Below are 26,358 nucleotides of genomic sequence, written 5' to 3'. Positions count from 1 at the left end.
GCCGCCGCCTGGACGGAGAGGTTATGCGTCCGGCTGGGGTATCCGGCCGTAGGTGACGGCTTCGCGAACGAGCGGCGGCACTTTCTCGACGAGCTCTTGATCGGGCCACGCTCCCAGCGCGTCGTTGACGGTGGAGAACGCCGTCCGGAACGCGATGAAGGTCGTCGCCTCGAAAATCTCCCGATCGCTGAAGCCGGCCTGGCGCAGCCTGTCGATGTCGGCCTGGCTCGTGGCGTTGGGGTCGAGGACGACCTGACGGGACCAGCGCGCCAGCGCGGCCTCCCGATCGGACAGGTTCGCGTCACCGCCGCGCAGCACCGTGGCGGCGGTCTCCTCGTCGCTCAGCTCGGCCAGCCTGGCGCCCCATGCCAACGAGCAGTAGGCGTCGCCGCGGGCGGCGGCGGTGGCGGCGACCATCACGGCCACCTCGCGGGTCGACAGGCTCGAATCGGCCGCGAGCTCGGCGCGCAGGTTCTGGAAGGACGTGAGCACGTCAGGACGCCAGCACCAGACACGCGTGAGGTTGTTGACGTAGCCGTCGGAGGTGACATCGGCCTCGTAGGCGGCCGTCACGGAGGGGTCGTCGGAGGGCGGGTCTGCAAGGAACGCAGCGGGACGTTTCATGAGCGTTAGTGTGTCCAACCCCAAGGCCACGCGCCATACCGGGCGGAACCCGGCGCTGCGGAGGGCGAGGCTAGGTGGAGGCGCGGAGGTAGGCGAGGGCGGCGAGGACTCGGCGGTGGTCTTCGTCGGTGGCGGGGAGGCCGAGTTTGGACAGGATGGAGCCGATGTGGGTTTCCACGGTTCGGTCGGTCAGCCAGAGGCGGCGGGCCACCGCCTTCTGGCACCGTGGCGCGTCCTACTGCCTGGAGATGGCGGCGGCCTGGCCGGCGGACGACGAGAACCCGCGCAGGCACGTCGACTGGGCCGACCGGTTGTGGGAGGCGACACGGCCGTGGGCGGTCGGGGCCGAGGTCAACCACCTCGCCGACGAAGGGCCCGAGGGGGTTCGCCGGGCCTACGGCGGCAACTACTACCGGCTGGCCCGGCTCAAGCGGATCTGGGATCCCCAGAACGTCTTCCGGCTGAACCAGAACGTCCCACCGGCGGCCGCCCGCGGAGCCGGCGCGTCACACCGTCACGGCCGGCCTCCAGCGGGGCCTTGGCCAGTGGGCCCGTCACCCGGCCGGACGACCGGGTGACGGGCCCACCGTCTCACTACGTCAGGCCGGTCAGTTCGCCATGTCCGGGAGGATATCTCCGCTGTTGGCGGTGATCCCCTCGGCGGACGCCTCGCCGCCCAGGCGGACGATCAGGGCGTCCGCGTCCCGGACCAGCACCGCCCGGGCCGCCGGGTCGGCCACGCCGGTCGCCCTGTCCCGGAACTTGCCCAGGTGGTGGAGCGCCTGGTCGGTGTGGCCCTTCTCGGCGCTGCTACGTGCCGACTCCAGGAAGTTGCGGAGCTGGCTCCCGAGCGGGCCCTGGACGTCGAACCTGTCGAGCAGGGTCGCGACATCGCCGAACGACGTGGTCACCCTCAGGTTCCGCGTCTGCTCGGTCGTGTTGCCCGCCTTGTCCTTGGCGGTCACCTTGAGGGTGTGCGTGCCGAGCGCGACGGACGTGAGGTCGAGCGCCGTGCCGAGCTGCAGTTCCTTGCCGTTGAGCGTGGCGGTCACGGTGTCGATCCCCGAGCCCGCGTCCTTACCCTCGGCGGTGACGGTGATCTGGGCGCTGTCGCCGTACTTCCCGTCGGCGTTCAGCCCGCCGACGGTCAGCACGGGCTTGGTGGCGTCCAGCTTCAGCGTGACGTTCTTGGCGTCCTCCTGGTTGCCCGCCTTGTCCTTGGACCGGAAGGACACCGTGTGGGTGCCGTCGCCGCCGACCGTGAACGGCCGGGTGTAGGCGGTCCACTGGCCGCCGTCCACCTTGTACTCCGTCGTGGCGACCCCGGAACCCTCGTCGGTGGCCGAGAGGGTGACCGTCACCGGCGCGGTGTACCAGCCGGTGGGCCGCTCCGCCGGGTCCAGGGCGGCCTTGGTCACCGGCGCCTTGGTGTCCTTCGGGACGCGGACGAGCGTGAAGTCGTCCACGTCGAAGTCCGACCCGGTGAACACCAGGTAGAGCCTGGCGCTCCCGGAGGGCACGTTGGTCAGCGGCGTGTAGGCGTCGGCGTAGGTCTCCCATCCGCCGGTGTTCGGAACGGTGATGGTGCCGAGCACGGGCCCGGACGGGGAGCCGGTGCGGATCTCGAAGCCGCCGGACGGGGTGGGTGAGGCCACCCGCGCCGTGAAGCCGATGACGCCGGTGAGGTCCACGTCGTCGTAGGCCGCCCAGTCGCCGGGGTTGACGAAGCCGAGAACCGTGCCGCCGTGCGCCGGGGTGTGCCAGTAAGGCTGCACCCCGTTGGCGTCGGTCCAGGCCTCGGCCTGGACGGTGACGTCACCGGTCGCGGCGCCGAGTTCCTTGATCCGGATGTTCCGGAACGCCACCTCGTCGCCGTCGCCGTGGTTCTGGATGCCGATGTACCCCTGCTGCAGGGACCGGACGGGGTCGGTGTTGGTGAAGTCGTTGATCTTCACGCCGTTGAGGATGACCTGCAGGCGCTCGCCCTCCACCCGGATCTCGTAGGTGTTCCACTGCCCCGGCGGGTTGAGCGCGGCGTCGCGGGCCGCGAGATCCGCGGACTTGAAGCCGTAGACCGCGCCCGTGGTCTTCTCGGGCGCGTCCGTGGCGTCGATCTGGATCTCGTAGCCGTTGTTCACCGCCGACCACGGGTCGTCGGAGGCGGGGAAGCCGACGAAGACACCGGAGTTGTCGTCGCCGCGCATCTTCCAGTCCATCTTCAGCGAGTAGGAGTTGTACTCCTTCGCCTTGTACCACAGCATGCCGAGGCCGCCCTGCGAGGTGAGGGTGCCGTCGGCGTTGGTGAAGCCGCCGGGTCCGGCCTGCGACCAGCCCGTGGTGGAGCCGTTGTAGATCGTGGTGTAGCCGGTCTCGGGACGGCAGTCCGCCTTGACGTCGCCCACCGCGTAGCTGATGCCGCCGAGCAGGTGCCTGCGGAACTCCGGTTCGGCGAAGGAAGCCGCGGTGTGCCCGCCGCCGGTGTAGAACGACCGTCCGCCCTGGTAGGTCTTGCACCAGGCGATGGGGTGGTCCTTACCCATGCCGCCGCCGGAGTAGGACGACTCGTCGAGAGTGGCGAGCACATGGGCGGTGGTGCGGGCGTTGGTGCGGAAGTCGTACCACTCGTCGGTGCGGTTCCAGGTGGGCCCGAGGTGGGCGGTGGCCGCGTGGGCCCGGTCCTCGACCTTGACGGTGGCCGGCTGGATCGCCGGGTGGGAGGCGAACCACGCCCCGACCAGGCCGCCGTAGAACGGCCAGTCGTACTCGGTGTCCGCCGCGGCGTGCACGCCGGCGTAGCCGCCGCCGGCCTTGATGTAGGACTCGAACGCGGCCTGCTGAGCGTCGTTGAGCACGTCGCCGGTGGTGCTGAGGAAGACCACCGCCTTGTACTTGGCGAGGTTGGCGGTGGTGAAGGCGCCCGGGTCCTCGGTCGCGGTGACCTTGAAGCCGAGGTCCTTGATCGCCTGGATGCCGGCCGGGATCGAGTCGTGCCGGAAACCGGCCGTACGCGAGAAGACCAGGACCTCGGCGCCGCCGGTGCCGCTGGACGGCATCGTCCACTTCTGCGCGGCGCTGCCGTCACAGGTCTTGATGACCATCTGCCCGGCGTTCGAGCCGTCGAGGCACTTGCCCGACTGCGGGTTCTTCAGCGTGCCGTCCTCGCCGATGGTCCACACCTGCGCGCCGACGCCGGCGACGCAGTCCCAGATCTGCACCCGGGTGCCGTCGGCGGTACGGCCGCCGTCGACGTCCAGGCACTTGTTGAGCGACCGGATCGTGGATCCGTTGACGCTCCAGACCTGGGCTCCGGTGTCGTTGCAGGTGTAGAGCTGCACCTTGGTGCCGTTGGCCGGGTCGGCGTTCGAGACGTCGAGGCACTGCCCGCCGGTGCCGGTGATGGGGCCGATGACGGGGCCGCCGCTCGGCGGCGCGGCCGTCAGCGTGAAGTCGTCCACGTCGAAGAGCGCGCCGTCGTTGCCCTTGAAGTACAGGTAGAGCTGCGTCATCCCGGCCGGAGCGATCGACAGCGGCGCGGAGACGTCGACGAACGTCTCCCAGCTGGGGGTCACCGGCACGCTCAGCTTGCCCAGCACAGGGCCGGTCGCGGAGTCCGCGCGTACCAGGATGGTGCCGCCCTTCCCGCCGGAGGAGACGCGGGCGGTGATCCCCCTGGCGCCGGTCAGGTCGTACGGCTTGAACGCGATCCAGTCGCCGTTGTTGATGTCCCCGACGGTCCTGCCGCCGTGCGCGGTCGACTTGCCGATGGGGTTGACCCCGAACGAGGTCGAGTAGTGCTCGGCCTGCCGGTGCCGCGGCTGGAGGATGTGCTGGGCGTGCGTGGTCAGGCCGCCCTTGTCGGTGTACTCGGCGTCGAACACCGCGAAGATGTTCGCGGCCTCGTCGTGCTCGCCGTCGAGCGGGATGGTCAGCGCGCCCGAGCAGCCGTTCCTGGAGGTGATCTGGTGGCCGTGGCTGTCGTGGCCGAGCACGTAGGTCAACGTGACCTTCGCGCAGTCGATGGCGCCGTCCTCCGCGTCGGTCACCTTGATCGTGTAGGGGACGGTGTCACCCCACTGGAACAACCCACCGTTGCCGGGCGTCTCCACGGCCACGGCGGGCGCCGTGTTGCCCGCGTTGATCACTACGCTCGCGGTGCCGGTGTTGCCGGCGGGGTCGCTCACGGTGAGCTTCGCGCTGTACCGGCCCTCGGTCGTGTACGTCTTGACCGGGTTCGGCTCGGTGGAGGTGGTGCCGTCCCCGAAGTCCCAGGCGTAGGTCAGCGCGGCCCCCTCCGGGTCGGCGGAGCCGGCCGAGGAGAACGTCACGGTCAGCGGGATCTTGCCCGAGGTCTTGTCGGCCTTGGCGGCGGCGATCGGTGAACGGTCGCGGCCCTTGATGTACTCGTAGCGGTACAACGCGGAGTTCGCGTCGCCGCCGAAGTAGCCCGAGCCGTAGTCGAGGACGTACAGCGCGCCGTCGGGGCCGAACGCCAGGTCCATGATCTGGGTGCCGGTCCACGGGAAGTTGCCGATGGCGCCGGGCGTCCCGTCGGCGTTGATGGCGATCGGCTTGATCCAGCGGCGGCCGAACTCAGCGGCGAAGAACTGGCCGTCCAGGTCCTGGGGGAACTTGACCGCGGACTTCAGGTCGGGGTCGTAGTGGTAGACCGGCCCGGCCATCGGGGACTCCGAGCCGCCGCCGAACTCCGGCGGGGAGCCGGCGTCACCGCCGTACCTGATCCAGGCGGGCTGGGCGGGCGGCAACCGGCGCAGGCCGGTGTTGCGGAACGAGTCGTTGGTCGGCCCGCCGGCGCAGTCGTACTTCGGCCCCGAGGGTCCGGAGGGGAAGGTGAAGCGGTTGTAGGTCTCGGCGGGCGTGTTCGTCCCCGTGCAGTACGGCCAGCCGTAGTTGCCGGGGCCGGTGACCCGGTTGAACTCGACCTGGCCGCTCGGCCCGCGGTTCGGGTCGCTGCTGTTCGAGTCGGGGCCGTAGTCGCCCACGTAGACGATGCCGGTCGGCTTGTCGACGGTCAGCCGGAACGGGTTGCGGAAGCCCATGGCGTAGATCTCGGGCCTGGTGTTCGCGGTGCCCGGCGGGAACAGGTTGCCCTGCGGAATGTCGTAGGTCCCGTCCGGCTTGACCTTGATCCGCAGGATCTTGCCGCGCAGGTCGTTGGTGTTCGCCGAGGAGCGCTGGGCGTCGTAGGAGGGGTTGCGGTCGGTCCGCTCGTCGATCGGCGAGTAACCCGCCGAGTCGAACGGGTTGCTGTCGTCGCCGGTGCTCAGGTAGAGGTTGCCCGCGGCGTCGAAGTCCATGTCACCGCCCACGTGACAGCAGATGCCCCGGTCGGCCGCCACGTCGAGCACCTTGACCTCGCTGCTCATGTCGAGCGTCCAGTCGGGCTTGACCGTGAACCTGGAGAGCCGGTTCACCCCCTTCCACGCGGAGAAGTCCGTGGCGGTGAGCGGGGCGTCGCCGCTGGGGGTGTTGAGGCGAGGCGCGTAGTAGAGGTAGATGAACCGGTTGGTGGTGAAGCCGGGGTCGGCGGCGACTCCCTGGAGCCCCTCCTCGTCGTGGGAGTAGACGTTCAGGACGCCCACCATGGTGGTGTCGCCGCGCGCGTCGGTGCGCCGCAGCGTCCCGTCGCGTGAGGTGTGCAGCACCGACAGGTCGGGCAGCACGGACATGGACATCGGCTCGCCCATGTCGGCGGCCCCTTTGGCCATCTCCACGCGCTGGTAGTCGGCGGGGTCGACGGCCGCCGCCTGGGCGGGGGTGGCCAGCACGGTCAGGCCTGAGAGGGGAATGAGTAAGGCGCAGATCTGCGCGATCCATCTGCTGGTGCGAGCGGTCAGCCGCCTGGGGGGCATGGCGGACCTTCCTTTCCTGTGGTGCCTTACGGCCCGGCGTTGGATCGGCCGGGCCGAGTGCGACGAGCCTCGGGTCCGCACGGGGCGGCCCAGGCGGGTCACGGCCGGGCGGCGGTGCCGTGCCGCCCGCGCGGAGGCCGGTCTGATCCGGCCTCCGTCCGCCGTCCGTGACGTGGGTCGTCTCCGCTCATCCGGAAGTCGCTGGTGGGATGGGCTTTCGCTTCACAGCTCCTCCATAGAGGCGGTGATTGCCCAGAACATAAGGCACTTTTGGTGAGATGTGAAGATATTTAGCCGCAAGCCATCGAAACTTCTGTCACTGGCGACGAAAGTCTGATCATCGTGTGCGCCGCTGTCACGGGATGACGGGGTAGGAGCGCCTGGTGGGGGGCTCGCGGAAATATGGGGGCATCGCCCCCATGTGGGGGCTGCGCGAAGGTCGCCATACTTAACGCCTGTGACCCTAACGAGCCCCCCCGCCGTCGCGCCACCCGGAGCCCGGGACGCGACGCGTCCCTCCGTCCGGGCGGCCGTGCACGGCGCGGCTCGTGAAACGGAGCGTCCCGTCGCCGGAGCCGGCGTGTTGGAGGCCGTTGTGGACATGCCCGGCGTCTCCCCGGTGCGGGACGCGACCCTGTCGGACGCGGTGCTGCCGCTCGTCCGGCAGGCGGTGGAGCAACTGGCCGGCGCGGCTCCGCTGGACGGCGGGCCCGTGCCCGCCTCGGTCCGGGAGCGCTTCGCGGCCGACCTGACGGCCCGGCTCACGCGCATCGCCGCCCGGATCCTGGTGTTCGAGCTGAACGCCCGGCGAGTGCGGGGGGACCTGTCCGGCGCCACGCCGGCCGAGCGGTTCGCGGACTTCGTCCGCCGGATCGGCACGGACGAGGGCCTCGCCGGGCTGCTGGGGGAGTACCCGGTTCTCGGTCGCCTGCTGCGCCAGGCGGCCGACCAGGCGGTGGAGGCGGGGCTGGAACTCCTGGCCCGCTTCGCCGCGGACCGCGAGGATCTCCGGGAGTTGCTGGGGGGCGCCCCCGGAGGCCTGGTGGAGTTCTCCGCGGCCGGCGACACCCATCTCCGTGGGCGCGCCGTCACCGTGGTGACGCTGACCGGCGGCGCGAAGGTCGTCTACCGGCCGCGGCCGGTCGAGGCGCACCTGCGCTTCGCCGAGGTGCTCGGCCGGCTCAACGAACGCGTCCCCGGCCTCGGCCTGCGCACCCCGCGCGCGTTGCGGCGGGAGGGCTACGGCTGGACCGAGTTCGTGCCGGCCGGGCCGTGCGCGGACGCGGCCGAGGTCGAGCGGTTCTATGTGCGCGCCGGTGCGCTGCTGGCCCTGCTGTACGCGATGAACGCCCTCGACGTGCACTACGAGAACCTCATCGCCTGCGGGGCACAGCCGGTGCTGGTCGACGTCGAGACGCTGTTCCACCCGGCGCTGCCCGCGGAGGCGTCCGCGGACCCGGCGCTGAACGCCCTGCGGGACTCGGTGCAGCGCACCGCGTTGCTGCCGAAGATGATGGTCGGCGAGCAGGGCGCGCTGGACGTCTCCGGACTGGGCGGGGACAAGGACGGGGTGTACCCGTTCCTGTCCGCGCAGTGGGAGGAGGCCGGGACGGACACGATGCGGCTGGTGCGCGGCGTCGCCCGTTTCACCGGGGCGGCCAACCGCCCCACGCTGGACGGGGTGGACGCCGACCCGGCCGACCACGTGCCGAGCCTGCTGGCCGGTTTCCGCCGGGCCTACGACGCCATCGCGGCCGGGCGCGAGGAACTGCTGCGCGGGCCGCTGGCGCGGTTCGGCCAGGCCGAGATCCGGGTGCTGCTCCGGCCCACCCGCTTCTACGGGGAACTGCTCATCGAGTCGACGCACCCGGACGTGATGCGGTCCGCCGCCGACCGGGACGGGGTGTTCGACCTGCTGGACGCCGTGTCGGCCGGCGACCCCGCGCGGTCGGCGGCGGTGCCGTCGGAACGGGCCGAGCTGTGGGCGGGGGACATCCCGTACTTCAGCGCGACCCCGGGGGAGCGGGAGATCCGCGCCGGTGACGGCGCGGTGCTGCCGTGGCGTCCGGAGCGGAGCGGGCTGGACCTCGTGGCCGCCAAGCTGGCCCGGCTGGGCGCCGCCGACCGGGAGAACCAGGAATGGATCATCGAGGCGTCGATGGCGGCGCGGGTGGCGAGCGGGCGGCACGCGCCCGGCGAGCCGTCCGCGGCGCCGCTGCCGGTCACGGTGCCGCACCCGGAGGCCCTCGTGGCCGCCGCGCGGGGCATCGCGGACCGGCTGTGCGCCACCGCGCACCGCGACGGCGACACCGTCAACTGGCTGGGGCTGGAGCCCGGGGAGGACGGCCGGTGGACGATCATGCCGCTCGGGGCGGGGCTGGCCGGCGGGTATCTCGGCGTCGCGCTGTTCCTCGCGCAGGCGAGCCGTGCCACCGGGATCTCCCGCTATCTGGACTTCGCCCGGATGGCGGTGCGGCCCCTGCCGGGGCTGCTGGAGCGGATCGCCGCGCACGAGGTCCTGCTGCACGCCGTCGGCTGCGGAGGGTTCGGCGGCCTCGGCGGCATCGCCTACGGCGCCTCCCAGCTCGGCGTGCTGCTGGACGACGCCGAGGTGGCGAGCTGGGTGGAGCCCGCGGTCGAGGCCGCAGGCCTGGCGGTGACCGACCGGTCGCCGCTGGACGTCCACGACGGCCTGGCCGGGTGCCTGGCCGCGATGCTCGCCGTCCGTCAAGGCACGGGGTCGGCCGCGGCCGGTCGTGTGGCGGCGGCGTGCGCGGAGCGCCTGGCGGCGGCGGTGCCTTCGGCGGCGGACCTGCCGCCGGGGTTCGCCTTCGGCGCCGCGGGTGTGGGGTGGGCGCTCGTCAGGCAGGGGCCGAGCCAGGACGGCGCCCGCCTGCTCATCGAAGCCGCCGTACGGGCGGAGGAGGGGGACACCTGGTGCCATGGCCGGGCGGGAGTGCGCCTGGCCCTGTCCGATGCCGCCCTGTCTGGCGCAACCCTGTCCGACGCCGCCCTGCCGGGGGATGCGGCGGCGTCCTTGGTCTCCGACGTCCCGCTGGGGGGGCACGGCCTGTGCCACGGCGAGACAGGACGTCTGGAGGCGCTGAGCGCCCTGGCCCGGCGAGGCGACCCCGCCGCGCAGCGGTCACTGCGCCGCCACGCGGGCAGGCTGCTGGCCTCGCTGGACACTCATGGAGCGCGGTGCGGCACTCCCCGCCACGCGCCGACACCGGGCCTGCTGGACGGCCTGGCCGGTATCGGCCACGGCCTGCTCAGGCTGGCCCTACCCGAGAAGACATCGTCGGTGCTGCTGTTGCAGGCCGTTGGAGAAGGAGAGAACCGTGGAGTCTGAGAACCGTTTCACCGCCGAGGAATCCGTCGCGTCGCCGAACCCGGCCGGTGCCATTCTGATCAGGCTGGCCGGGGTGTCCCCGGTGACCCGCGCGCTGGTGCTGGCCGGGCTGACGGCCGGGGCGACGATCGCGTTCGGCTCGCCGGACACCGCGGCGCACGCGGTGCTGGCCGCGGGCGGGGACGACACCGTCAACCCCGTCACCATCAGCACCTGCTGAAACGCCGCATTTCGCCGGCACCCCTGAGGTGCCAATAAATCGTGACATGACGGCAGTTAATCTGTCGTCATGTCATTCACCTCCCCCGTTCTCGTCGGGCGCGAGCGGGAAATCGAGCAACTCGACCGGCGCCTGGCCGCCGCGCGAGAAGGCCGAGGTGGCGCGGTATTCCTGCTCGGCGACCCGGGAATAGGCAAGTCCCGCCTTTCCGCGGAGTGCGAGTACCGCGCGTTCGACGCCGGGATGACCGCGTTACGCGGACGGGGCGGAGGCGTCAGCGCGGACATCCCGTTCAAACCCCTGTGCGAGGCGCTGCTCTCCTACACCAGGACCAAGGAGCCGCCGGACGACCCGGCCCTGGCGCCCTACCTGCCCGCACTGACCAAGCTGGTCCCCGAGTGGCGGCGGGCGGGGGTCGCCGACCACCTGGAGTCGGTGATGGTGCTCGCCGAGGCCGTCCTGCGGCTGCTGGCCGCCATCGGCCGGGACGGCGGCTGCCTGCTCGTCCTGGAGGACCTGCACGAGGCGGACGCCGACACGCTCGCCGTCGTCGAGTACCTGGCCGACAACCTCCCCGGCGTGCCCGCCTTCCTGCTGGCCAACATGCGCAGCCACGCCGGGCCGGCCCGGTCCGTCGCCGAGGCCAGCGCGCAGCGGCGCACCGCGGCCCTGATCGACCTCGCACCCCTGCCGCCCGAGCAGCTCGTCCGGCTCACCGCCGCCTGCCTGGACACATCCCCCGACGACCTGCCCGAGCAACTGCTCACCCGTTTGGAACGTGACACGGCAGGCGTCCCGTTCGTCGTCGAGGAACTGCTCGCCGCCATGGCGGGCGTCGGCGCCCTGGAGCGCGACGGCCGTCGATGGCTGCTGAACGGCGACCCCGCGATCGACGTGCCCACCACGCTCGTGCGCAGCATCACCCTGCGCGCCGCGCAGCTCAGCGACACCGCCCAGGAACTGCTGCACACGGCGGCGGTCTTCGGCTCCCGCTTCCCGATCCCGGTCATCCAGGAGGCCACCGGCCTGGACGACCGCGAGGTCATGGACTTCCTGCGCGCCGGGACGGGCGCGCGGCTCATCCTGCCGGACGACTCCGCCAGCGACTGGTACGCCTTCCGCCACGCGCTGATGGCCGAGGCCCTGCGCTCCTCGCTGATCCCCGCCGAGCGCGCGATGATCGCGCGCCGCGCCGCCGACGCCCTGGAGCGCCTGCACCCCGGGCTGCCCGGCGAGTGGTGCCAGATCGCGGCCACCCTGCGCCTGACCGCCGGGGACGCCCTCGGCGCGGCCGGCCTGCTCGCCGGCGCCGGCCGCCGCCTGCTGGACGACGGCGCCGCCGACCTGGCCGTCATGCTGCTCGAACGCGCCTACGCCATGCTCGGCCAGGCCCCCGCCGACCTGCGGGCGAGCACCCTGCAGGGCCTGCTGCACGCGCTGACCGAGAGCGGCCAGGCCGACCGCGCCTTCGCCCTGGCCAAGGACCTCCCGATCACCGGCGACCTCGCGATGACGATCCCGCTCGAGATCGACCTGCGCACCAAGCTGGCCTGGGTCGCCGCAGAGATCGGCGGCACCGCCGACGGCCTCGCGCACGTCGCGTCCGTCCGCAGGCTCCTGCGGATCAGCCCGGACGAGGCCCGCACCGCGGCCATCGACGTGATCGAGGCCCAGCTCATCGTCCCCGACCACGGGGTGCTCCAGCAGAGCCCCCAGCGGATGGCCGCCGCCGAGGCCCTCGTGCGGCACGCCGCGGAGGTCGCCGAGCGCGTCCCACTGCCCGAGGTGGCCTGCCAGGCGTGGGAGCGGATGGCGCTGTACTCCCGGACCCGCGGGTTCGACGAGCCGGACCGCTGCCTGACCCGGGTGGTGTCCATCGCCGAGGCCCACGGCCTGAAGCTGTGGAAGCTGCGCGCGATGCTGCGCCTGGCCGCCAACCGCGCCCTGCGCACCGGAGAACGGCAGCCGCTGGAGGAGGTCGGCAGGGCGGCGGCGCGGGCGGGCGCGATCAGCCTCGTCCACGCCACCCAGGCGTCGCTGGTCATGACGGCGGTCCTGCGCGGCGAGTACGGCGACGCCCACGAGATCGCCGTCCCGTGCGTCGAGTCCACGATCCGGTTGGGCCACACCGCCTACACCCAGTACATCCTGCTCGCCCAGGCCACGCTCGCCGCCCACCAGGCCAGGCGCGCCGACATGGACCGCGCTCTGGAGCGGTTCCGCAGGTGGGGCGGGGAGAGCAGCCTGCACATGCCAGTGGTGTACGGCCTGTGCCAGGCGATGTGCGCGCTGCTGGAGGAGGACCGCGACCTGTGTGGCGAGATGCTGACCAAGGCGCGGGAGTGGGAGGACGACAACCCGACCATCTACTACATCACCGGCAGGTACGGGCTCGGCGTCCTCATGGAGGTGCTGGCCGGGCGGGCGGGCGCCGCCGAGTGCGACGCCGCGGAGACCACCTCGGCCGCCGAACTGGAGTGGAACCGCACCTTCCTCCACCTGGCCAGGGCCGTGCTGCTGGGCCGCCAGGGCGACCCGGACGGCGCGCTCGCCGCGTTCGGCAGGGCCGCCGACGCCGCCCGTCCCTTCCCCCTCGCCCACCACCTGGGACTCCGGCTCGTCGCGGAAGCCGCCCTGGCGGACGGCTGGGGAGAGCCCCTGGTCTGGCTGCGCACCGCCGAGGAGTACTTCCACCAGGCGGGCATCCCCGCCGTGACCGGGGCCTGCCGGGCGATGCTGCGCGGGGCCGGCGCCGCCGTGGCGCAGCGCCGCAGCGGACGGGAACAGGTGCCGAGCCTGCTGCGCGGCAAGGGCGTCAGCGTGCGCGAGTACCAGGTGTTCGCCCTGCTCGCCGAGCGGCGCAGCAACGTCGACATCGGCAAGCGGCTGTTCATCTCGCCCCGCACCGTGGAGAAGCACGTCGCGAGCCTGCTGCAGAAACTGGCCCTGCCCGACCGGAACGCCCTGTACGAGCACGCGGCCGAGCTGATGCGCCCGAGCTGATGCGCCCGAGCTGAAGTGACGCGTCCAGCCGGATGCGGCCGATGCCCCCATGACGCCGTCGGCGCCCCTATGACGCTCAGGTAAGCCCGCGCAAATATGGGGGCGCCGCCCGCATGTGGCGAAAGCCGCCGATCGGCAGAGTTCTTGCCATGAGCGGAGACGGAATCACCCCAGGAGCGGCCCCCGGGCTCGACGCGGCGTGGTGGGCCGGCGGCCTCACCCTGGCGGAGCGGCTGGACCGGACCGGCGGAGACATCCCCGCCGCCCGGTCGCCGGAGTCGGTCGGCGAGACCGCGCGCTGGCGGCTGCGGGAGTGGCAGAGCGCTCACGGGCTGCTGAAGACCGGGCAGTTCGACCGGCGGCTCGCCGCGGCCGGGCTGACCCTCGACGAACTGGCCGCGCTGCTGGACGAGGAGCCCGCCGCGCTGGCGGGCCGCGTCGCCCGGCCGGACTGGGCCGCGCACGCCACCGAGGCGATCGCCGTGGCGCACACGGTGCCGGCAGAGACCGGCGAGGGTTTCGCGGCCATCATGGCGCCGTTCGCCGAGGGCGCGCTGCGGCGCCTGGCCGGCGCGCTGGACGACTGCGGCCCCGCCGTCGACGCGGACGGCCTGCTCGCGGCCTGGGGCGTCGAGCTCCGGCAGCGGCTCGCGTCGCTGGCGTCGCGCACACTGGTGCTGGAGCTCAACGTCATGCGCGTCTCGAAGCGGCTTTCCGGGGAGACCCCCGAGGAGCGGTTCGCGGACTTCGTCCGGTGGTACGGGCGGCCCGGCGCGCTCGCCGCCCTGTGCGAGGAGTACCCGGTGCTGGCCCGGCTGCTCGCCGAGACGACCGGCCGGTTCGCGGACGGCCGGAGCGAGATGCTCGCCCGCTACGCGCAGGACCGTCCCGAGATCGTGCGGACGCTGCTGGGCGGCGCCGACCCCGGCCCGCTGACCGCCGTCACGGGCGGCGGCGACACCCACCAGGGCGGGCGCGCGGTCAGCGTCCTGGCCTTCGAAAGCGGCGCGCAGACGGTCTACAAGCCGCGCTCGCAGGCCGTCCACCGGCACTTCAACGACGCCCTGGCCTGGCTCAACGCGCGCGTGACAGGCCTGGACCTCACCCGGCTGACCGTCCTCGACCGCGGGCCGTACGGCTGGGTCGAGTTCGCGCCCCACCTGCCCTGCCAGGACCGGGAGCAGGTCGCCCGCTACTACCACCGGCTCGGCGCGCTGCTCGCGCTGCTGCACGCCCTGGACGGCTCCGACTTCCACTGCGAGAACCTGATCGCCTGCGGCGAGCAGCCCGTGCTGGTCGACCTGGAGGCCCTGCTGCACCCGCTGGTGCCCGGCGCGGGGATCGAGCGCCTCCTGGACGACCCGGCGGCCATGGCCCTGGAGTCGTCGGTGAGCCGCAGCGGCCTGCTGCCCGAACTGATGGTCGGCGAGAACGGCGTGATCGACCTGTCCGGCATGGGCGGCGACAAGGACGCCGTGCTGCCGATGAAGACCCCGTCCTGGACCGGACAGGGCACCGACGAGATGCGGCTGGTCCGCGACCACGTGGCATTCCCCGGCGTGCGCAACCGCCCGCGCCTGGGCGACGAGGAAGCCGACCCCGCCGACCACCTCGACGACCTGCTGGCCGGCTTCGGCCGCGGCTACGAGGCCATCGTCGCCGACGGCCCCTCCCTGGTCCGGCTGCTGACCACGTTCTCCGCCGACGAGATCCGCGTCGTCCCGCGCGCCACCCGCACGTACGGCAAGCTGATGATGGAGTCCACCCACCCGGACGTGCTCCGCCACGGCCTGGACCGCGACCGCGTCCTCGACTACCTGTGGGCCATCACCCGCGGCGACCGCTCCCGCGAGCGGCTGATCGCCTACGAGGTCGAGGACCTCTGGGCGGGCGACATCCCGATCTTCACCACCCGGCCCGGCAGCCGCGACCTGTGGACCTCCGGCGGCGTCCGCGTCCCGGACGTCCTGCCCGAGCCCAGCCTGAGCCGCGCCGTCCGCAAGGTCCTCGGCGCGGGCCCCGCCGACCGCGCGCGCCAGGAATGGGTCATCCGGGCGTCCATGGTCACCCGCGACCGCTCCGGCCTCGCCGGCGTCGCCGTCGGCACTGTTCCGTCACCCGCCGCCGTCCCCTCCGCCACGGACGGGCCGGACCAGGCACGGCTGGTCGCCGCCGCCCGGGACATCGCCGACCTCGTCGACCGCCTCGCCTGCGCCTCCGGCCCCGGCGGGCGCGTCAACTGGCTCGGGCTGGAGCTGGTCGAGGAGAAGTACTGGTCGCCCCAGCCGCTGGGCTGGAGCCTGTACGGCGGCTACACGGGTGTGGCGCTGTTCCTGGCGCAGTGCGCCGCCGTCACCGGCGAGGAGCGGTACGCCGACCTGGCCCGCCGCGCGGCCGTCCCGCTTCCACGGCTGGTCGAGGACCCGCCCGAGGAGGGCGTCATGGGCGCCTTCACCGGACTCGGCGGCGTCGCCTACGCCCTGGTCCACATGGCCGATCTGCTGGACGACCCGAGCCTCGCGCGGCCGGTCGAGGGCCTGGTCGAGCTGTGCGCGAAGGCGGCCGGCCAGGACGAGGCGCTGGACGTCATCGGCGGCGCCGCCGGCACCCTCGCCACGATGCTCGCGATCCACCGGGCCACCGGGTCACCCGCCGCCTGGCGTACCGCGGAGGCGTGCGCCGAGCGCCTGCTGACCACCGCGGCCCCCGCCGGAGCCGGAGTCGCCTGGCACACGCCTCTCAGCGACGACCTGCCGCTCACCGGCTTCTCCCACGGCGCCGGCGGCATCGGCTGGGCGCTGCGCCGCTACGCCGAGGCGGGCGGCGACCCGCGCGCCCGCGACACGGCCCTGGCCGCCTTCGCCTACGAGAGCGAGCACTACCGGCCCGACCTGCGGGGCTGGCCCGACTACCGGCAGGGACACGGCGCCGACGACACGCTCCACGCCTGGTGCCACGGAGCCCCCGGCATCGGCCTGTCGCGCGCCGGCGGCCCGGCGTCCGAGGACCTCGACCGCGCGCTCGCCGCCGAACTGGAGCGCGGGCCGATGGCCAACCACAGCCTCTGCCACGGCGAGCTGGGCAACCTCGAACCGCTCCTCCACCTGCGCGACCGGCCGGAGGCGGCGCAGCTGCTGGCGGCCCGCACGGCCCACCTCCTGGACGACCTGGCCCGCCGCGGCCCCCGCTGGGGCGCGCCCGGCGCGGCCCCCACGCCCGGCCTGATGAACGGGCTGGCCGGCATCGGGCACGGCCTGCTCCGGCTCGCCCTGCCCGAGCGCGTCCCGTCCGTCCTGCTCCTCGACGCGCCCCTCGGGAGTGACCGCTGATGGCCAGGGTCCCGCTACGACACCAGCTCACCTCCACCGAATGCGCTGCGGCCTGCCTGGCCATGATCGCCAGCTTCCACGGCCGGGACACCCGGGTCGCCGAGTGCCGGGAGATGCTCGGCATCGGACGAGACGGCGTGTCCGCCGCCCACCTGATCGCCGCCGCCCCCCGCATGGGCCTGCACGCCCGGACCGAGCGGACCGAGCGCCTCGGCCCCGTCGAGGAGCCGGCCATCGCCTACCTGGCCGACCACCACTTCGTCGTCGTGGAGAAGGTCACCACGCGGCGCGTCCGCGTGGCCGACCCGGGCGGCGGCCGCCAGTGGCAGAGCAGGGAGGACTTCGACCGGCGCTTCGGCGGCGTGCTGATCCACGTGTCGCCCGGCCCGGAGTTCGTCCCCCGGCGCACCCCCATGCGGGAGTGGCTGATGCTCCGCTACCTGAAGGACTTCGTCGCGATGCCCGGCAGCCGAGGCCTGCTCGCCGCCGTGCTGGCCACCGCGACCGTGCTGAAGCTGCTGGCCCTGGTGCTGCCGCTCGCCACCCAGCAGGTCGTGGACACCTTCGCCCCCGACCGGCGGACGGACATCCTGCCGATGTTCGCCGCCGTCGTGCTCGGCACCACCGTCCTCGCCTGGCTGACGACCCTGCTCAGGGAGAAGGCGGTGCTCGCCCTGCGCATCCGGGCCGAGGCGACGCTCGGGCGGCAGCTCATCCGCCACATGCTGCGGCTGCCGCTGTCGTTCTTCATCCAGCGCCGCAGGGGAGACCTGCTCGCCCGGCTCGGCAGTGTCTCCACCACGCGCGAGACCGTCACGCAACGGCTGATGATGCTCGTGCTGGACGCCGCCCTCCTGACCGGCTACCTGATCGGCCTGGCCCTGCTCGCCCCCGGCTACGTGCCGGTCGTCCTCGCCCTGGGCGCCGCCCACGTGCTGCTGGTCGTACGGGTCTCGCCGCGGGTCGCGGCCGTCTACCAGCGGGAGCTGTCGGCCAAGGCCGAGGAGCAGAGCTACCTCACCGAGACCCTGGAGGCCGTGGTCCCGGTCAAGGCCAACGGCGTCGAGGGGCGGGCCGAACAGCACTGGGGGCGGCTGTTCGACACCTATCGCGGCGCCCTGGTCGTCCGCGGCCGGATCACCGCCGGCCTCGAAGCACTCCACCAGGCCCTCGCCACCGCGGCCCCGCTGCTCCTGCTGCTGACCGGGCTGGCGCTCGTCCTGAACGGCGGCATGACGCTCGGCACCGCGCTCGCCGCCAGTACCGTAGCCCTCGCCGTCCTCGCCCCGCTCCAGTCGCTGGCCGGCGCGGGCCAGAGCTACCCGATGCTGCGCAGCCAGATCGAGCGGGTCTACGACATCGTCGACGCCGACGAGGAACCCGCCGGCCACGTACGGCTCCCCGCGCACACCGCGAGCGGCATCGAGGTCGAACGGCTGGTCTTCCACTACCAGGCCGACGCCCCTCCGGTGCTCGACGACCTCACCTTCGCCGTCCCGCCCGGCGCCAAGCTCGGCATCGTCGGCCGCACCGGCTCCGGCAAGAGCACCATCGCGCTGCTGATCCTCGGCCTGCTGCGCCCCACCGCCGGGACGGTGCGCCACGACGGGCACGACCTGGACGACCTCGACGTCCACGACCTGCGGTCACGCTGCGGCGCCGTCCTGCAGGACCTCAACCTGTTCAACGGCACGATCAGGGACAACCTGACGCTCGGCCGCGAGGACGCCACCGAGGCCGAGGTCGTGCGCGCCGCCCGCGTCGCCGGGCTGCACGACGACGTGGTCGCCATGCCCATGGGGTACGGCACCCTCGTCGGCGAGGCCGGCGCCGCGCTGTCGGCCGGGCAGCGCCAGCGGGTCGCCCTGGCCCGCGCCCTCGTCCACAAGCCCCGCCTGCTGATCCTGGACGAGGCCACAAGCCACCTCGACCCCGAGACCGAGCGTCGCGTGGACGCGGCGCTGTCCGGGCTCGAGGTCACGCGGATCGTCATCTCGCACCGGCTGAGCGCGATCCGCGACGCCCACCAGATCCTCGTGCTCGACCGCGGCCGCATCGTCGAGCGCGGCACGCACGAGGAGCTCGTCGCACGAGAGGGGACCTACCGAGAGCTGTTCGCGCACGACGCGGCGCCCCGGCAGCGCGCCGAGGCACTGAACGCGTGAGGCGCGCCGGGTCCCGCCGGCGCGCCCCATGGACCGAGTCCGATCACGATCCACCAAATCTCAATCCAAGAGGAGAGTACGTCATGTCCGACAACGAGCTCATTCGTCAGTGGAAGAACCCGCAGGCCCGTACCGCCGAGATCGCGCACCCCGCCGGGGACATCGCCCTGGACGACGCCCGCGTGGTCGGCGGCCGTCCGCCGGTGACCGAGTACGCCTTCTCCCTGGGCTGCTGCCCCACCGACATGTTCTGCGGCGGCGGTTTCTGAGCCTCGGCCGCTTACGCAAAGGAGTTCGCGAAATGTCTGACAACGAGCTGATCCGTCAGTGGAAGAACCCGCAGGCCCGTACCGCCGACCTCGTCCACCCGGCAGGGGAGATCAGCCTGGACGAGCTGGTCGGCGGCCGTCCCCCGGCGACGGAGGGCATCGCCTCCTGGGGCTGCTGCCCCACCGGCGTGTACTGCGGCTGACCCGCGTACACCAGGGAGATGTCCGACAACGAGCTGATCCGTCAGTGGAAGGACCCCCGGGTCCGTACCGCCGACCTGGTCCACCCCGCCGGTGAGATCGACCTCGACGAGCACCTCGCCCGTGTCGTCGGGGGCATGCCGCAGGAGACCTGGCCTCCGGTGATCTCGCACAAGTGCTGCACCGTGGACCTCTGCTAGGCCCGGACCGGCCGGTCCGCGGGAAATGGCCCGCCCGGCCGCCGCGCCGGCCGGTCCGACCCGAGCGCCACGAATCTCAACGAAGCCCAACTCGAAACTCGACCAAGGAGCATGTGATGTCCGACAACGAGCTGATCCGTCAGTGGAAGAACCCGCAGGCCCGTACCGCCGAGATCGCCCACCCCGCCGGGGAGATCAGCCTGGACGAGCTGGTCGGCGGACGGCCGCCGCAGACGGAGTCCTTCATCAGCATCGGCTGCTGCAACACCAGCACGCTCGCCTGCCCTGTGTAGTCCCGGTGTAGTCCCGTCCCGGCGGCAGGAGCGCTTCGGCCCGGTCCGGCCGGGCCGGAGCGCCCACCACCGAAATCTCATCGAACCCGCATCTAGCCAAGGAGTCGCGAAATGTCCGACAACGAGCTGATTCGTCAGTGGAAGAACCCGCAGGCCCGCACTGCGGAGATCGCCCACCCCGCCGGGGAGATCGCCCTGGACGAGCTGGTCGGCGGCCGCCCGCCGGCCACCGAGGGCGCCTTCACCTGGGGCTGCTGCCAGCCGAGCTGGAGCCTCTGCTTCTAGTACGCCCTGACGCCTCCGGCGCCGGCATACGGCGACGAAGCCGATGAACCCTGGCACGGAAACCCGGCAGAAGAACCCCGTGGCCACCGCACAGCCCGTGCGGTGGCCGCTTTCTTTCACCCGGTGCGTGAGCGGTCCCGCCCTCTGTCGGCTCCGGTGATCGAAAGCGGACTAAAGCGCAAGCGCATGTCGTAAACCTTGGCCGATGCGCATCATCGTTTGGAGGGTGAGGTCCCCCAGGTCACGTCGTAGATCCATAAGTAGGCGAGGTCGCGGGCGACGACATCGTTGGTGCCCTAGGCTCGCTTCAGGCCGGTCTGTAGCGCGCTTTCGCCCCTGGGGCCGGCTGTGGTGCGCGTCTCGCTGTCACCTGCTCGCGAACGTCGATGCCGTAGGTCTGGATCTTGCGGTAGATCGTCGCTCGCGAGATACCCAGGAGGGTCGCCGCCCTGGCTTTGTCGCCGGCTGCTTCGATCAGCGCGCGGGCGATGGCGTCACGCTCGACCGCTTCCAATGAAGTCAGGATCCGGCGCGTGATCGCGTGGCACCGCTCGGGCAGGTCACCGACCTGGATCTGCCCTGCACGGCGTCTGAGCAGGGCGGCCCCGAGCACACGGTCGAGTTCGGCGACGTTCCCCGGCCATGCCATGCGCAGCAGCACTTGCATCGCCTCTCCTGAGCAGGTCACACGCCGTTCGCGTTGCCGTCGCTGGAGTAGTGCGGGAACGAGCTCGCGAAGGTCGTCAATGTGGTGACGCAGGGGCGGCACGGCCACGGTAACCGGGAAGAAGTCCTGAAGCTCCAGCACCGCGGCACTGGTCTCGTCCGTCGCGGTCGCGGTCACCCATGCCCCGGATCCCGCGACCCCGGCCTCCTCTTCCAGCGTCAGGGTGAGCAGCCGTGTGGTGGCGTGATCCAAGCGATCGACATGACGCAGGATGACGGTCGCACAAGGCTCGCGCAGGTGGGAGCGGAGCAGGTCCAGCCAAGCGGGAACGTCCGCCTCGCAGTCGGAGGCGTCCAGCACCGCTACGTGAGACGAGGAGAAGCAGCGGCGGTGGGCGGCTTCCGCGATCGCCAGCTTTCCCACTCCGGGCTCACCGAGAAGCAGCGTCCAGGTACGCGCGCGGCATCGGGTCTCGACCTGCTGGCAGACGTTGAGCCAGGAGGGATGCCGGCCGGCCAGGCCGCCCCAGGGAGCCTCAGGCCGTGGCGGAACACGGATGCTCTGGCCCGGTTCGTCGTTGAGATTGATCTCGATCACCGCCCCCGCGGCGACCGTGCCCACCTCGATCGGCCGGTAGCGTACCCGCGCCACCTGCCCGCTGGACAGGACGATGCTGTCCACCGTGTCTCGTCGCGAATCCAGGAGCTCGAGCGCGCGGTCGCGGAGCGTTACCTGGTCGTTCGGCTGAAGAAGGCGTGCGGCGGCTGGGTTGGTGATGACGAGCTGGTCGCTCACGGTCACGACGGGTCTGCCGGCCCTTCTCGTCGCGGAGAGGAACTCGGCCAGCAGCGCCCGCTCCCGCTCGGTGCTGTCCTCCAGTAAGCGGTGCGCGATGTCGGCCGCGGCCTCCTGGACGAGTGCGGTCATCAGCGGGCTGGCGTGAGCGGAGCGGCAGGTGAGGTCGATGACCCCTTCGACGCGGCCGCTGAGCGGATGCCGGATGGGCGCCGCCGCGCACGACATCCCCTGCAGACGGGCGGAGTAGTGTTCGGCGCCGAAAACGTGGGAGGCCCGCTTGTCCTCCAGTGCCGTGCCGATGCCGTTGGTCCCCACATATTCCTCGGCGTAACTGAATCCGACGGCCAGACGGATGCGGTCGAGGAGCTTGTTGAGCGACTCCTCTCCCGCTCTGCGCGCGATCACGCGCCCACGCGCGTCGGTGAGGATCACGGTCATCGGTGTTCCGGTCAGTGCCGACTCGAGCCGGTCCAGGGCAGGCCGCGCCGCCAGGCTGAGGGCTGTGCCGGGATCCACGTCCGGCCGGTACGGGGGATCCAGCTTGTCCACATCCACGCCGAAGAACTGGGAACGGCGCCAAGAGACCTCGATTGGTTCGCGTATGCGCCCACCAGTGAAGTCGCCTGCTTCGATGAAGCGTTCTCGTGCTTGGGCGATCAGCCTCGAGGCACCCATTACCGACATCGCCTCCCTGGAGCGCCGGACCAAGGATTCAAAATGTGACACCGAAGTTACGCCGAGGCTACGCCCTGGTTGACCCCAACGGTAGAGGGAGTGCCGTCACCCTGCCCGTCTCAAGATGAGACGCCGCGTCGTCTCCGTCTCCGCTGTCATGGCCGTGTCGTGATTCCGACCGGAAAGCAGGGAGACGACGTGAGCCGACAGAGTCTCACCAAGGCGCACCAGAAGATCACCGAGCTCTCCTGGGAGCCGACCTTCGCGACGCCAGCCACGCGTTTCGCCACCGACTACAGGTTCGACAAGTCCCCCAAGAAGGACCCGCTCAAGCAGGTCCTGCGGTCCTACTTCCCGATGGAGGAGGAGAAGGACAACCGCGTGTTCGGGGCGATGGACGGGGCCATACGCGGCAACATGTTCCGCCAGGTCCAGCAGCGGTGGATGGAGTGGCAGAAGCTGTTCCTGTCCATCATCCCGTTCCCGGAGATCTCGGCGGCGCGGGCCATGCCCATGGCCATCGGGGCGGTGCCGAACCCCGAGATCCACAACGGCCTGGCCGTACAGATGATCGACGAGGTCCGGCACTCGACGATCCAGATGAACCTCAAGCGGCTGTACATGAACCACTACATCGACCCGGCCGGCTTCGATATCAGCGAGAAGGCCTTCGCCAACTGCTACGCGGGCACCATCGGGCGGCAGTTCGGTGAGGGGTTCATCACCGGAGACGCGATCACCGCGGCCAACGTCTATCTGACCCTGGTCGCCGAGACCGCGTTCACCAACACGCTGTTCGTCGCGATGCCGTCGGAGGCGTCGGCCAACGGCGACTACCTGCTGCCCACGGTGTTCCACTCGGTGCAGTCGGACGAGTCGCGGCACATCAGCAACGGCTACTCGATCCTGCTGATGGCACTGGCCGACGAGGAGAACCGGCAGCTTCTGGAGCGCGACCTGCGCTACGCCTGGTGGAACAACCACTGCGTGGTCGACGCGGCCATCGGCACCTTCATCGAGTACGGCACGAAGGACCGCCGCAAGGACCGCGACAGCTACGCCGAGATGTGGCGGCGGTGGATCTACGACGACTACTACCGCAGCTACCTCATCCCGCTGGAGAAGTACGGCCTGAAGATCCCGCACGAACTGGTCGAGGAGGCCTGGAACCGGATCTACAACAAGGGCTACGTCCACAAAGTCGCGCAGTTCTTCGCCACGGGGTGGCCGGTGAACTTCTGGCGGATCGACGGGATGACCGACGATGACTTCGAGTGGTTCGAGCACAAGTACCCCGGTTGGTACAACCAGTACGGCCGGTGGTGGGAGGCCTACAACCGGCTGCGCTACCCGGGGCGGAACAAGCCGATCGCCTTCGAGGAGGTCGGATACCAGTACCCGCACCGCTGCTGGACCTGCATGGTGCCCTGCCTCATCCGCGAAGACATGATCGCCGACGAGGTCGACGGCCAGTGGCGCACCTACTGTTCGGAGACCTGCCACTGGACCGACAGCGTGGCCTTCCGGCCCACCTACGAGGGCCGGGACACGCCGTCCATGGGCCGGCTGACCGGCAAGCGCGAGTGGGAGACCCTCTACCACGGCTGGGACCTCGCCGACATCATCAAGGACCTCGGCTACGTCCGCGACGACGGGAAGACGCTCGTCCCGCAGCCGCATGTGGATCTCGATGACCCGAAGAAGCTCTGGACCCTCGACGACGTCCGCGGCCTGCCGTTCCCGAGCCCGAACGTCACGCTCAACGAGATGACCCCCGAGCAGCGCGCGGCGCATCTCGCCGAGTATCGCGCGAACCCCAACGTAACGCGGGTCTGACCCGGAGGCGGGGGCGCGGAACCGTCGCGGGATCTGCCGCGCCCCCGGTCAGGAAGCCCACGAGGGAGAAGACCACATGGGAGACAAGCACCGGGTCCGGTTCGAGCCGGTCGATGTGGAGATCGAAGTCGAGGAGGAGGAGACCATCCTCGACGCGGCCTTCCGCCAGGGCGTCATGCTGATGCACGGCTGCAAGGAGGGTCAGTGCTCGTCGTGCAAGTCCTTCCTGCTCGACGGCGACCTGCAGATGGACCGCTACTCCACGTTCGCGCTCGCGGACTACGAAAGCGAGGAGGGCTATGTCCTGCTGTGCAAGGCGCACGCCTACAGCGACCTCCAGATCGAGCTGATCAACTACGACGAAGAGATGATCCACGCCGGGGTGCCCCCCAGGCTGGTGGACACCGAGGTCGCTGAAATCACCCCCCTCACCCACGACATCACCGCTCTGCGGCTGGTGCCGGCGGAAGAGGTGCCGTTCACCCCCGGGCAGTACGTCGACGTCCGGATCCCCGGCGCCGACGAGTGGCGTTCGTTCTCCATGGCGAATGTCGGGAGAGACCACCTCGACTTCATCATCAAGTGCTATCCCGGTGGAAGGTTCTCCGGACTGCTGCGGGAAGGCCTTCGCCCGGGTGACACGCTCCAGGTGAAGGGCCCGTACGGCACGTTCACCCTGCGGGAGAAGTCGGACAGGGACATCGTCTTCGTCGGCGGCGGCGCCGGCATGGCGCCGATCCTCTCCCTGCTCACCCAGATGCGCGAACAGGGCATCCGGCGTGGAGCGCGGTACTACTACGGGGCCCGTACGGCGCGCGACCTGTTCCACCTGGACCTCATGGCGGGGTTCGAGAGCGACCTGCCGGGCTTCAGGTTCGTGCCCGTGTTGTCGGAGGAGGGCGGCGGGCTGGTCACCGAGGCGCTGGACCGGGCCGAAGACGACCTGTCCGAGGCCGACGCCTACCTGTGCGGACCTCCGCCAATGATCGACGCGGCGATCCCCGTGCTGGAAGGCAAGGGCGTGCCGCGCGAGCGCATCTACTTCGACAAGTTCACCACCACCGCGGGATCGCAGTGACGGCCCGCGGCCGTACCGAGCAGAACAGGAGCACAGCCGTGGCGACTCCTACCGAGCAAACGTCCCGCAGAAGCTTCCCCAAGCCGGAGCTCACCGACGCCGAGGCCGGGGCGTTGACCTTCCCCAGTTCCACCAGCCGGGCGTTCAACTACTTCAAGCCGAAGAAGCTGCGCGCGTCGATGTACGAGGACGTCACCTTCGACGTGCAGCCCGACCCTGACAGGCACCTCACCCAGGGCTGGATCTACTCCTTCGCCAACGGCGACGCCGGCTACCCCCAGGACTGGACGGCGCTGCGGTCCGGCAATTGGCACGCCTTCCTCGACCCGAACGAGGAATGGGAGCAGACGATCTACCGCAACAACTCGAGCATCGTGCGGCAGACCCAGCTCAACCTCGACAACGCGCGCCGGGCCGGTGCCTACCGTGCGTGGACGCGGAGCTGGACCACGTTCGTCGAACGGCACGTGGGCGCCTGGATGCACGCCGAGAACGGGCTCGGCATGCACGTGTTCGTGTCGACCCAGCGGTCTGCCCCCACCAACATGATCAACACCGCGCTCGCCGTCAACGGCACGCACAAGCTGCGCTTCGCGCAGGACCTCGCCCTCTACAACCTCGAGCTGAGCGAGAACCTCCCGGACTTCGACGGGACGGCGCACCGCGACGTCTGGCACACCGACCCGATCTGGCAGGGGGTGCGGGAGAACGTCGAGCGGCTGACGGCGATCGAGGACTGGGCCGAGGCCGTCTTCGCCACCAATTTCGTTTTCGAGCCCCTCGTGGGCGAGTTGTTCCGCAGCCATCTGGTGATGCAGATCTCCGCCAGGAACGGCGACTACGCCACGCCGACCGTCATGGGGACGGGCGAGCATGACTACGACCGCGACCTGCGCGCGTCCCGCACGCTCTTCTCGCTGCTGCTGCGCGACGAGCGGTACGGCGCGGCCAACGCCGAGGTGGTCGCCGGCTGGCTGACCCGGTGGGTGCCCGTGAGCCTCGACGCGACGCGGCGGCTCCAGCCGCTCTGGTCGCAGCCGGCGGAGAAGGTGCTGCGCTTCGAAGAGTCCCTTGACCGGGCCAAGGACCGTCTCCGCGGCCTGCTGTCCGACCTTGGTCTGAACGAGCCGAAGGAGCTGAACCAGTGAGTGCGTTCGGTGCGGCGAACCCGACGTCGTCCAACAGGTGCGGCGTCACGCTGATGAACAACCAGAACGGCCACGTCGTGGCGGACGTGATGCGCGGCAAGCCCGGCGTCACGGTCAGCGAGTACCCCTCCATGATCCGGGTGGACGGCGAGGGGAAGATCGAGTTCGACTTCGACGAGATCTCCGACGCCATCGGCTTCGAGTTCGGCCCCGCCGACTTCGAGGAGATCATGTCCACCCACTATGGCCGCATGGTGCATCTCGACGACCGCACCTTCCTGTTCGCCAACCCCGAGGACGCGGCGGAGTACATCGACTTCGACCTGCGCCCGGTCCAGTGAGGAG

Annotated in this window: 18 protein-coding genes; 15 read left to right on the top strand and 3 right to left on the bottom strand. The window is 71.3% G+C overall.

The window, feature by feature from the left end:
• Window positions 1-21: 21 nt before the first annotated feature.
• Window positions 22-624, bottom strand: coding sequence for a hypothetical protein (locus AB0H21_RS29325; RefSeq protein WP_358522818.1), 603 nt, complete (start codon window positions 622-624; stop codon window positions 22-24).
• Window positions 625-788: 164 nt separating this feature from the next.
• Between AB0H21_RS29325 and AB0H21_RS29320 the strand changes: the two genes are divergently transcribed.
• Window positions 789-1,202 carry a BBE domain-containing protein gene (locus tag AB0H21_RS29320; RefSeq protein WP_358522816.1) on the top strand — a complete coding sequence of 138 codons (414 nt, stop codon included), beginning with the start codon at window positions 789-791 and terminating at the stop codon, window positions 1,200-1,202.
• Between the two features lie 30 nt (window positions 1,203-1,232).
• Here AB0H21_RS29320 and AB0H21_RS29315 read toward each other — a convergent pair whose 3' ends face one another.
• Window positions 1,233-6,494, bottom strand: a complete 5,262-nt coding sequence (locus tag AB0H21_RS29315; protein ID WP_358522813.1) for a ThuA domain-containing protein — start codon at window positions 6,492-6,494, stop codon at window positions 1,233-1,235.
• A 580-nt stretch (window positions 6,495-7,074) separates the two neighbouring features.
• Here AB0H21_RS29315 and AB0H21_RS29310 point away from each other — a divergent pair.
• The 10 genes from AB0H21_RS29310 to AB0H21_RS29265 all read left to right on the top strand — a co-directional run bounded on the left by AB0H21_RS29310 (window position 7,075) and on the right by AB0H21_RS29265 (window position 19,811).
• Window positions 7,075-9,846, top strand: coding sequence for a type 2 lanthipeptide synthetase LanM family protein (locus tag AB0H21_RS29310; protein ID WP_358522810.1), 2,772 nt, complete (start codon window positions 7,075-7,077; stop codon window positions 9,844-9,846).
• Window positions 9,836-10,066 (top strand): hypothetical protein, encoded by a 231-nt coding sequence (locus tag AB0H21_RS29305; RefSeq protein ID WP_358522808.1) that lies wholly within the window; start codon window positions 9,836-9,838, stop codon window positions 10,064-10,066. Before AB0H21_RS29310 ends, AB0H21_RS29305 begins: the two co-directional genes overlap by 11 nt.
• Window positions 10,067-10,135: 69 nt before the next feature.
• Entirely contained in the window at window positions 10,136-13,069 is a 2,934-nt protein-coding gene (locus tag AB0H21_RS29300; RefSeq protein ID WP_358522806.1) for an AAA family ATPase, read from the top strand.
• Between the two features lie 149 nt (window positions 13,070-13,218).
• On the top strand, window positions 13,219-16,398 hold the full coding sequence (locus AB0H21_RS29295) for a type 2 lanthipeptide synthetase LanM family protein (RefSeq protein WP_358522803.1): 3,180 nt from the start codon (window positions 13,219-13,221) through the stop codon (window positions 16,396-16,398).
• A complete protein-coding gene (locus AB0H21_RS29290) occupies window positions 16,398-18,563 on the top strand; it encodes a peptidase domain-containing ABC transporter (protein ID WP_358522801.1) in 2,166 nt (721 codons plus the stop codon). Before AB0H21_RS29295 ends, AB0H21_RS29290 begins: the two co-directional genes overlap by 1 nt.
• 83 nt (window positions 18,564-18,646) lie before the next feature.
• Window positions 18,647-18,832 carry a hypothetical protein gene (locus tag AB0H21_RS29285; protein ID WP_358522799.1) on the top strand — a complete coding sequence of 62 codons (186 nt, stop codon included), beginning with the start codon at window positions 18,647-18,649 and terminating at the stop codon, window positions 18,830-18,832.
• A gap of 32 nt (window positions 18,833-18,864) precedes the next feature.
• On the top strand, window positions 18,865-19,035 hold the full coding sequence (locus AB0H21_RS29280) for a hypothetical protein (protein WP_358522796.1): 171 nt from the start codon (window positions 18,865-18,867) through the stop codon (window positions 19,033-19,035).
• Between the two features lie 18 nt (window positions 19,036-19,053).
• The gene (locus tag AB0H21_RS29275; RefSeq protein ID WP_358522795.1) at window positions 19,054-19,233 is read left to right on the top strand and encodes a hypothetical protein; all 180 of its coding nucleotides are present in this window, start codon (window positions 19,054-19,056) and stop codon (window positions 19,231-19,233) included.
• 116 nt (window positions 19,234-19,349) lie between these two features.
• Entirely contained in the window at window positions 19,350-19,526 is a 177-nt protein-coding gene (locus AB0H21_RS29270; RefSeq protein ID WP_358522793.1) for a hypothetical protein, read from the top strand.
• 111 nt (window positions 19,527-19,637) lie between these two features.
• On the top strand, window positions 19,638-19,811 hold the full coding sequence (locus tag AB0H21_RS29265) for a hypothetical protein (RefSeq protein ID WP_358522791.1): 174 nt from the start codon (window positions 19,638-19,640) through the stop codon (window positions 19,809-19,811).
• 307 nt (window positions 19,812-20,118) lie between these two features.
• On the opposite strand, the gene AB0H21_RS29260 is transcribed toward AB0H21_RS29265, so the two are convergent.
• The gene (locus AB0H21_RS29260; RefSeq protein WP_358522789.1) at window positions 20,119-21,951 is read right to left on the bottom strand and encodes a helix-turn-helix domain-containing protein; all 1,833 of its coding nucleotides are present in this window, start codon (window positions 21,949-21,951) and stop codon (window positions 20,119-20,121) included.
• A 198-nt stretch (window positions 21,952-22,149) separates the two neighbouring features.
• Between AB0H21_RS29260 and AB0H21_RS29255 the strand changes: the two genes are divergently transcribed.
• The 4 genes from AB0H21_RS29255 to mimD all read left to right on the top strand — a co-directional run bounded on the left by AB0H21_RS29255 (window position 22,150) and on the right by mimD (window position 26,354).
• Window positions 22,150-23,787 (top strand): hypothetical protein, encoded by a 1,638-nt coding sequence (locus AB0H21_RS29255; RefSeq protein WP_358522787.1) that lies wholly within the window; start codon window positions 22,150-22,152, stop codon window positions 23,785-23,787.
• Between the two features lie 76 nt (window positions 23,788-23,863).
• Window positions 23,864-24,865: a 2Fe-2S iron-sulfur cluster binding domain-containing protein gene (locus AB0H21_RS29250; protein ID WP_358522785.1), complete on the top strand. Its 1,002-nt coding sequence runs from the start codon at window positions 23,864-23,866 to the stop codon at window positions 24,863-24,865.
• 38 nt (window positions 24,866-24,903) lie between these two features.
• The gene (locus AB0H21_RS29245; RefSeq protein WP_358522784.1) at window positions 24,904-26,013 is read left to right on the top strand and encodes an aromatic/alkene monooxygenase hydroxylase subunit beta; all 1,110 of its coding nucleotides are present in this window, start codon (window positions 24,904-24,906) and stop codon (window positions 26,011-26,013) included.
• A complete protein-coding gene (gene mimD / locus AB0H21_RS29240) occupies window positions 26,010-26,354 on the top strand; it encodes a propane 2-monooxygenase effector subunit MimD (protein ID WP_358522781.1) in 345 nt (114 codons plus the stop codon). Before AB0H21_RS29245 ends, mimD begins: the two co-directional genes overlap by 4 nt.
• Window positions 26,355-26,358 lie beyond the last annotated feature (4 nt).

The organism is Sphaerisporangium sp. NPDC051011 (assembly GCF_040653595.1).
Taxonomy (GTDB): domain Bacteria; phylum Actinomycetota; class Actinomycetes; order Streptosporangiales; family Streptosporangiaceae; genus Sphaerisporangium.
This window is presented reverse-complemented; position numbering and strand designations above follow the sequence as displayed.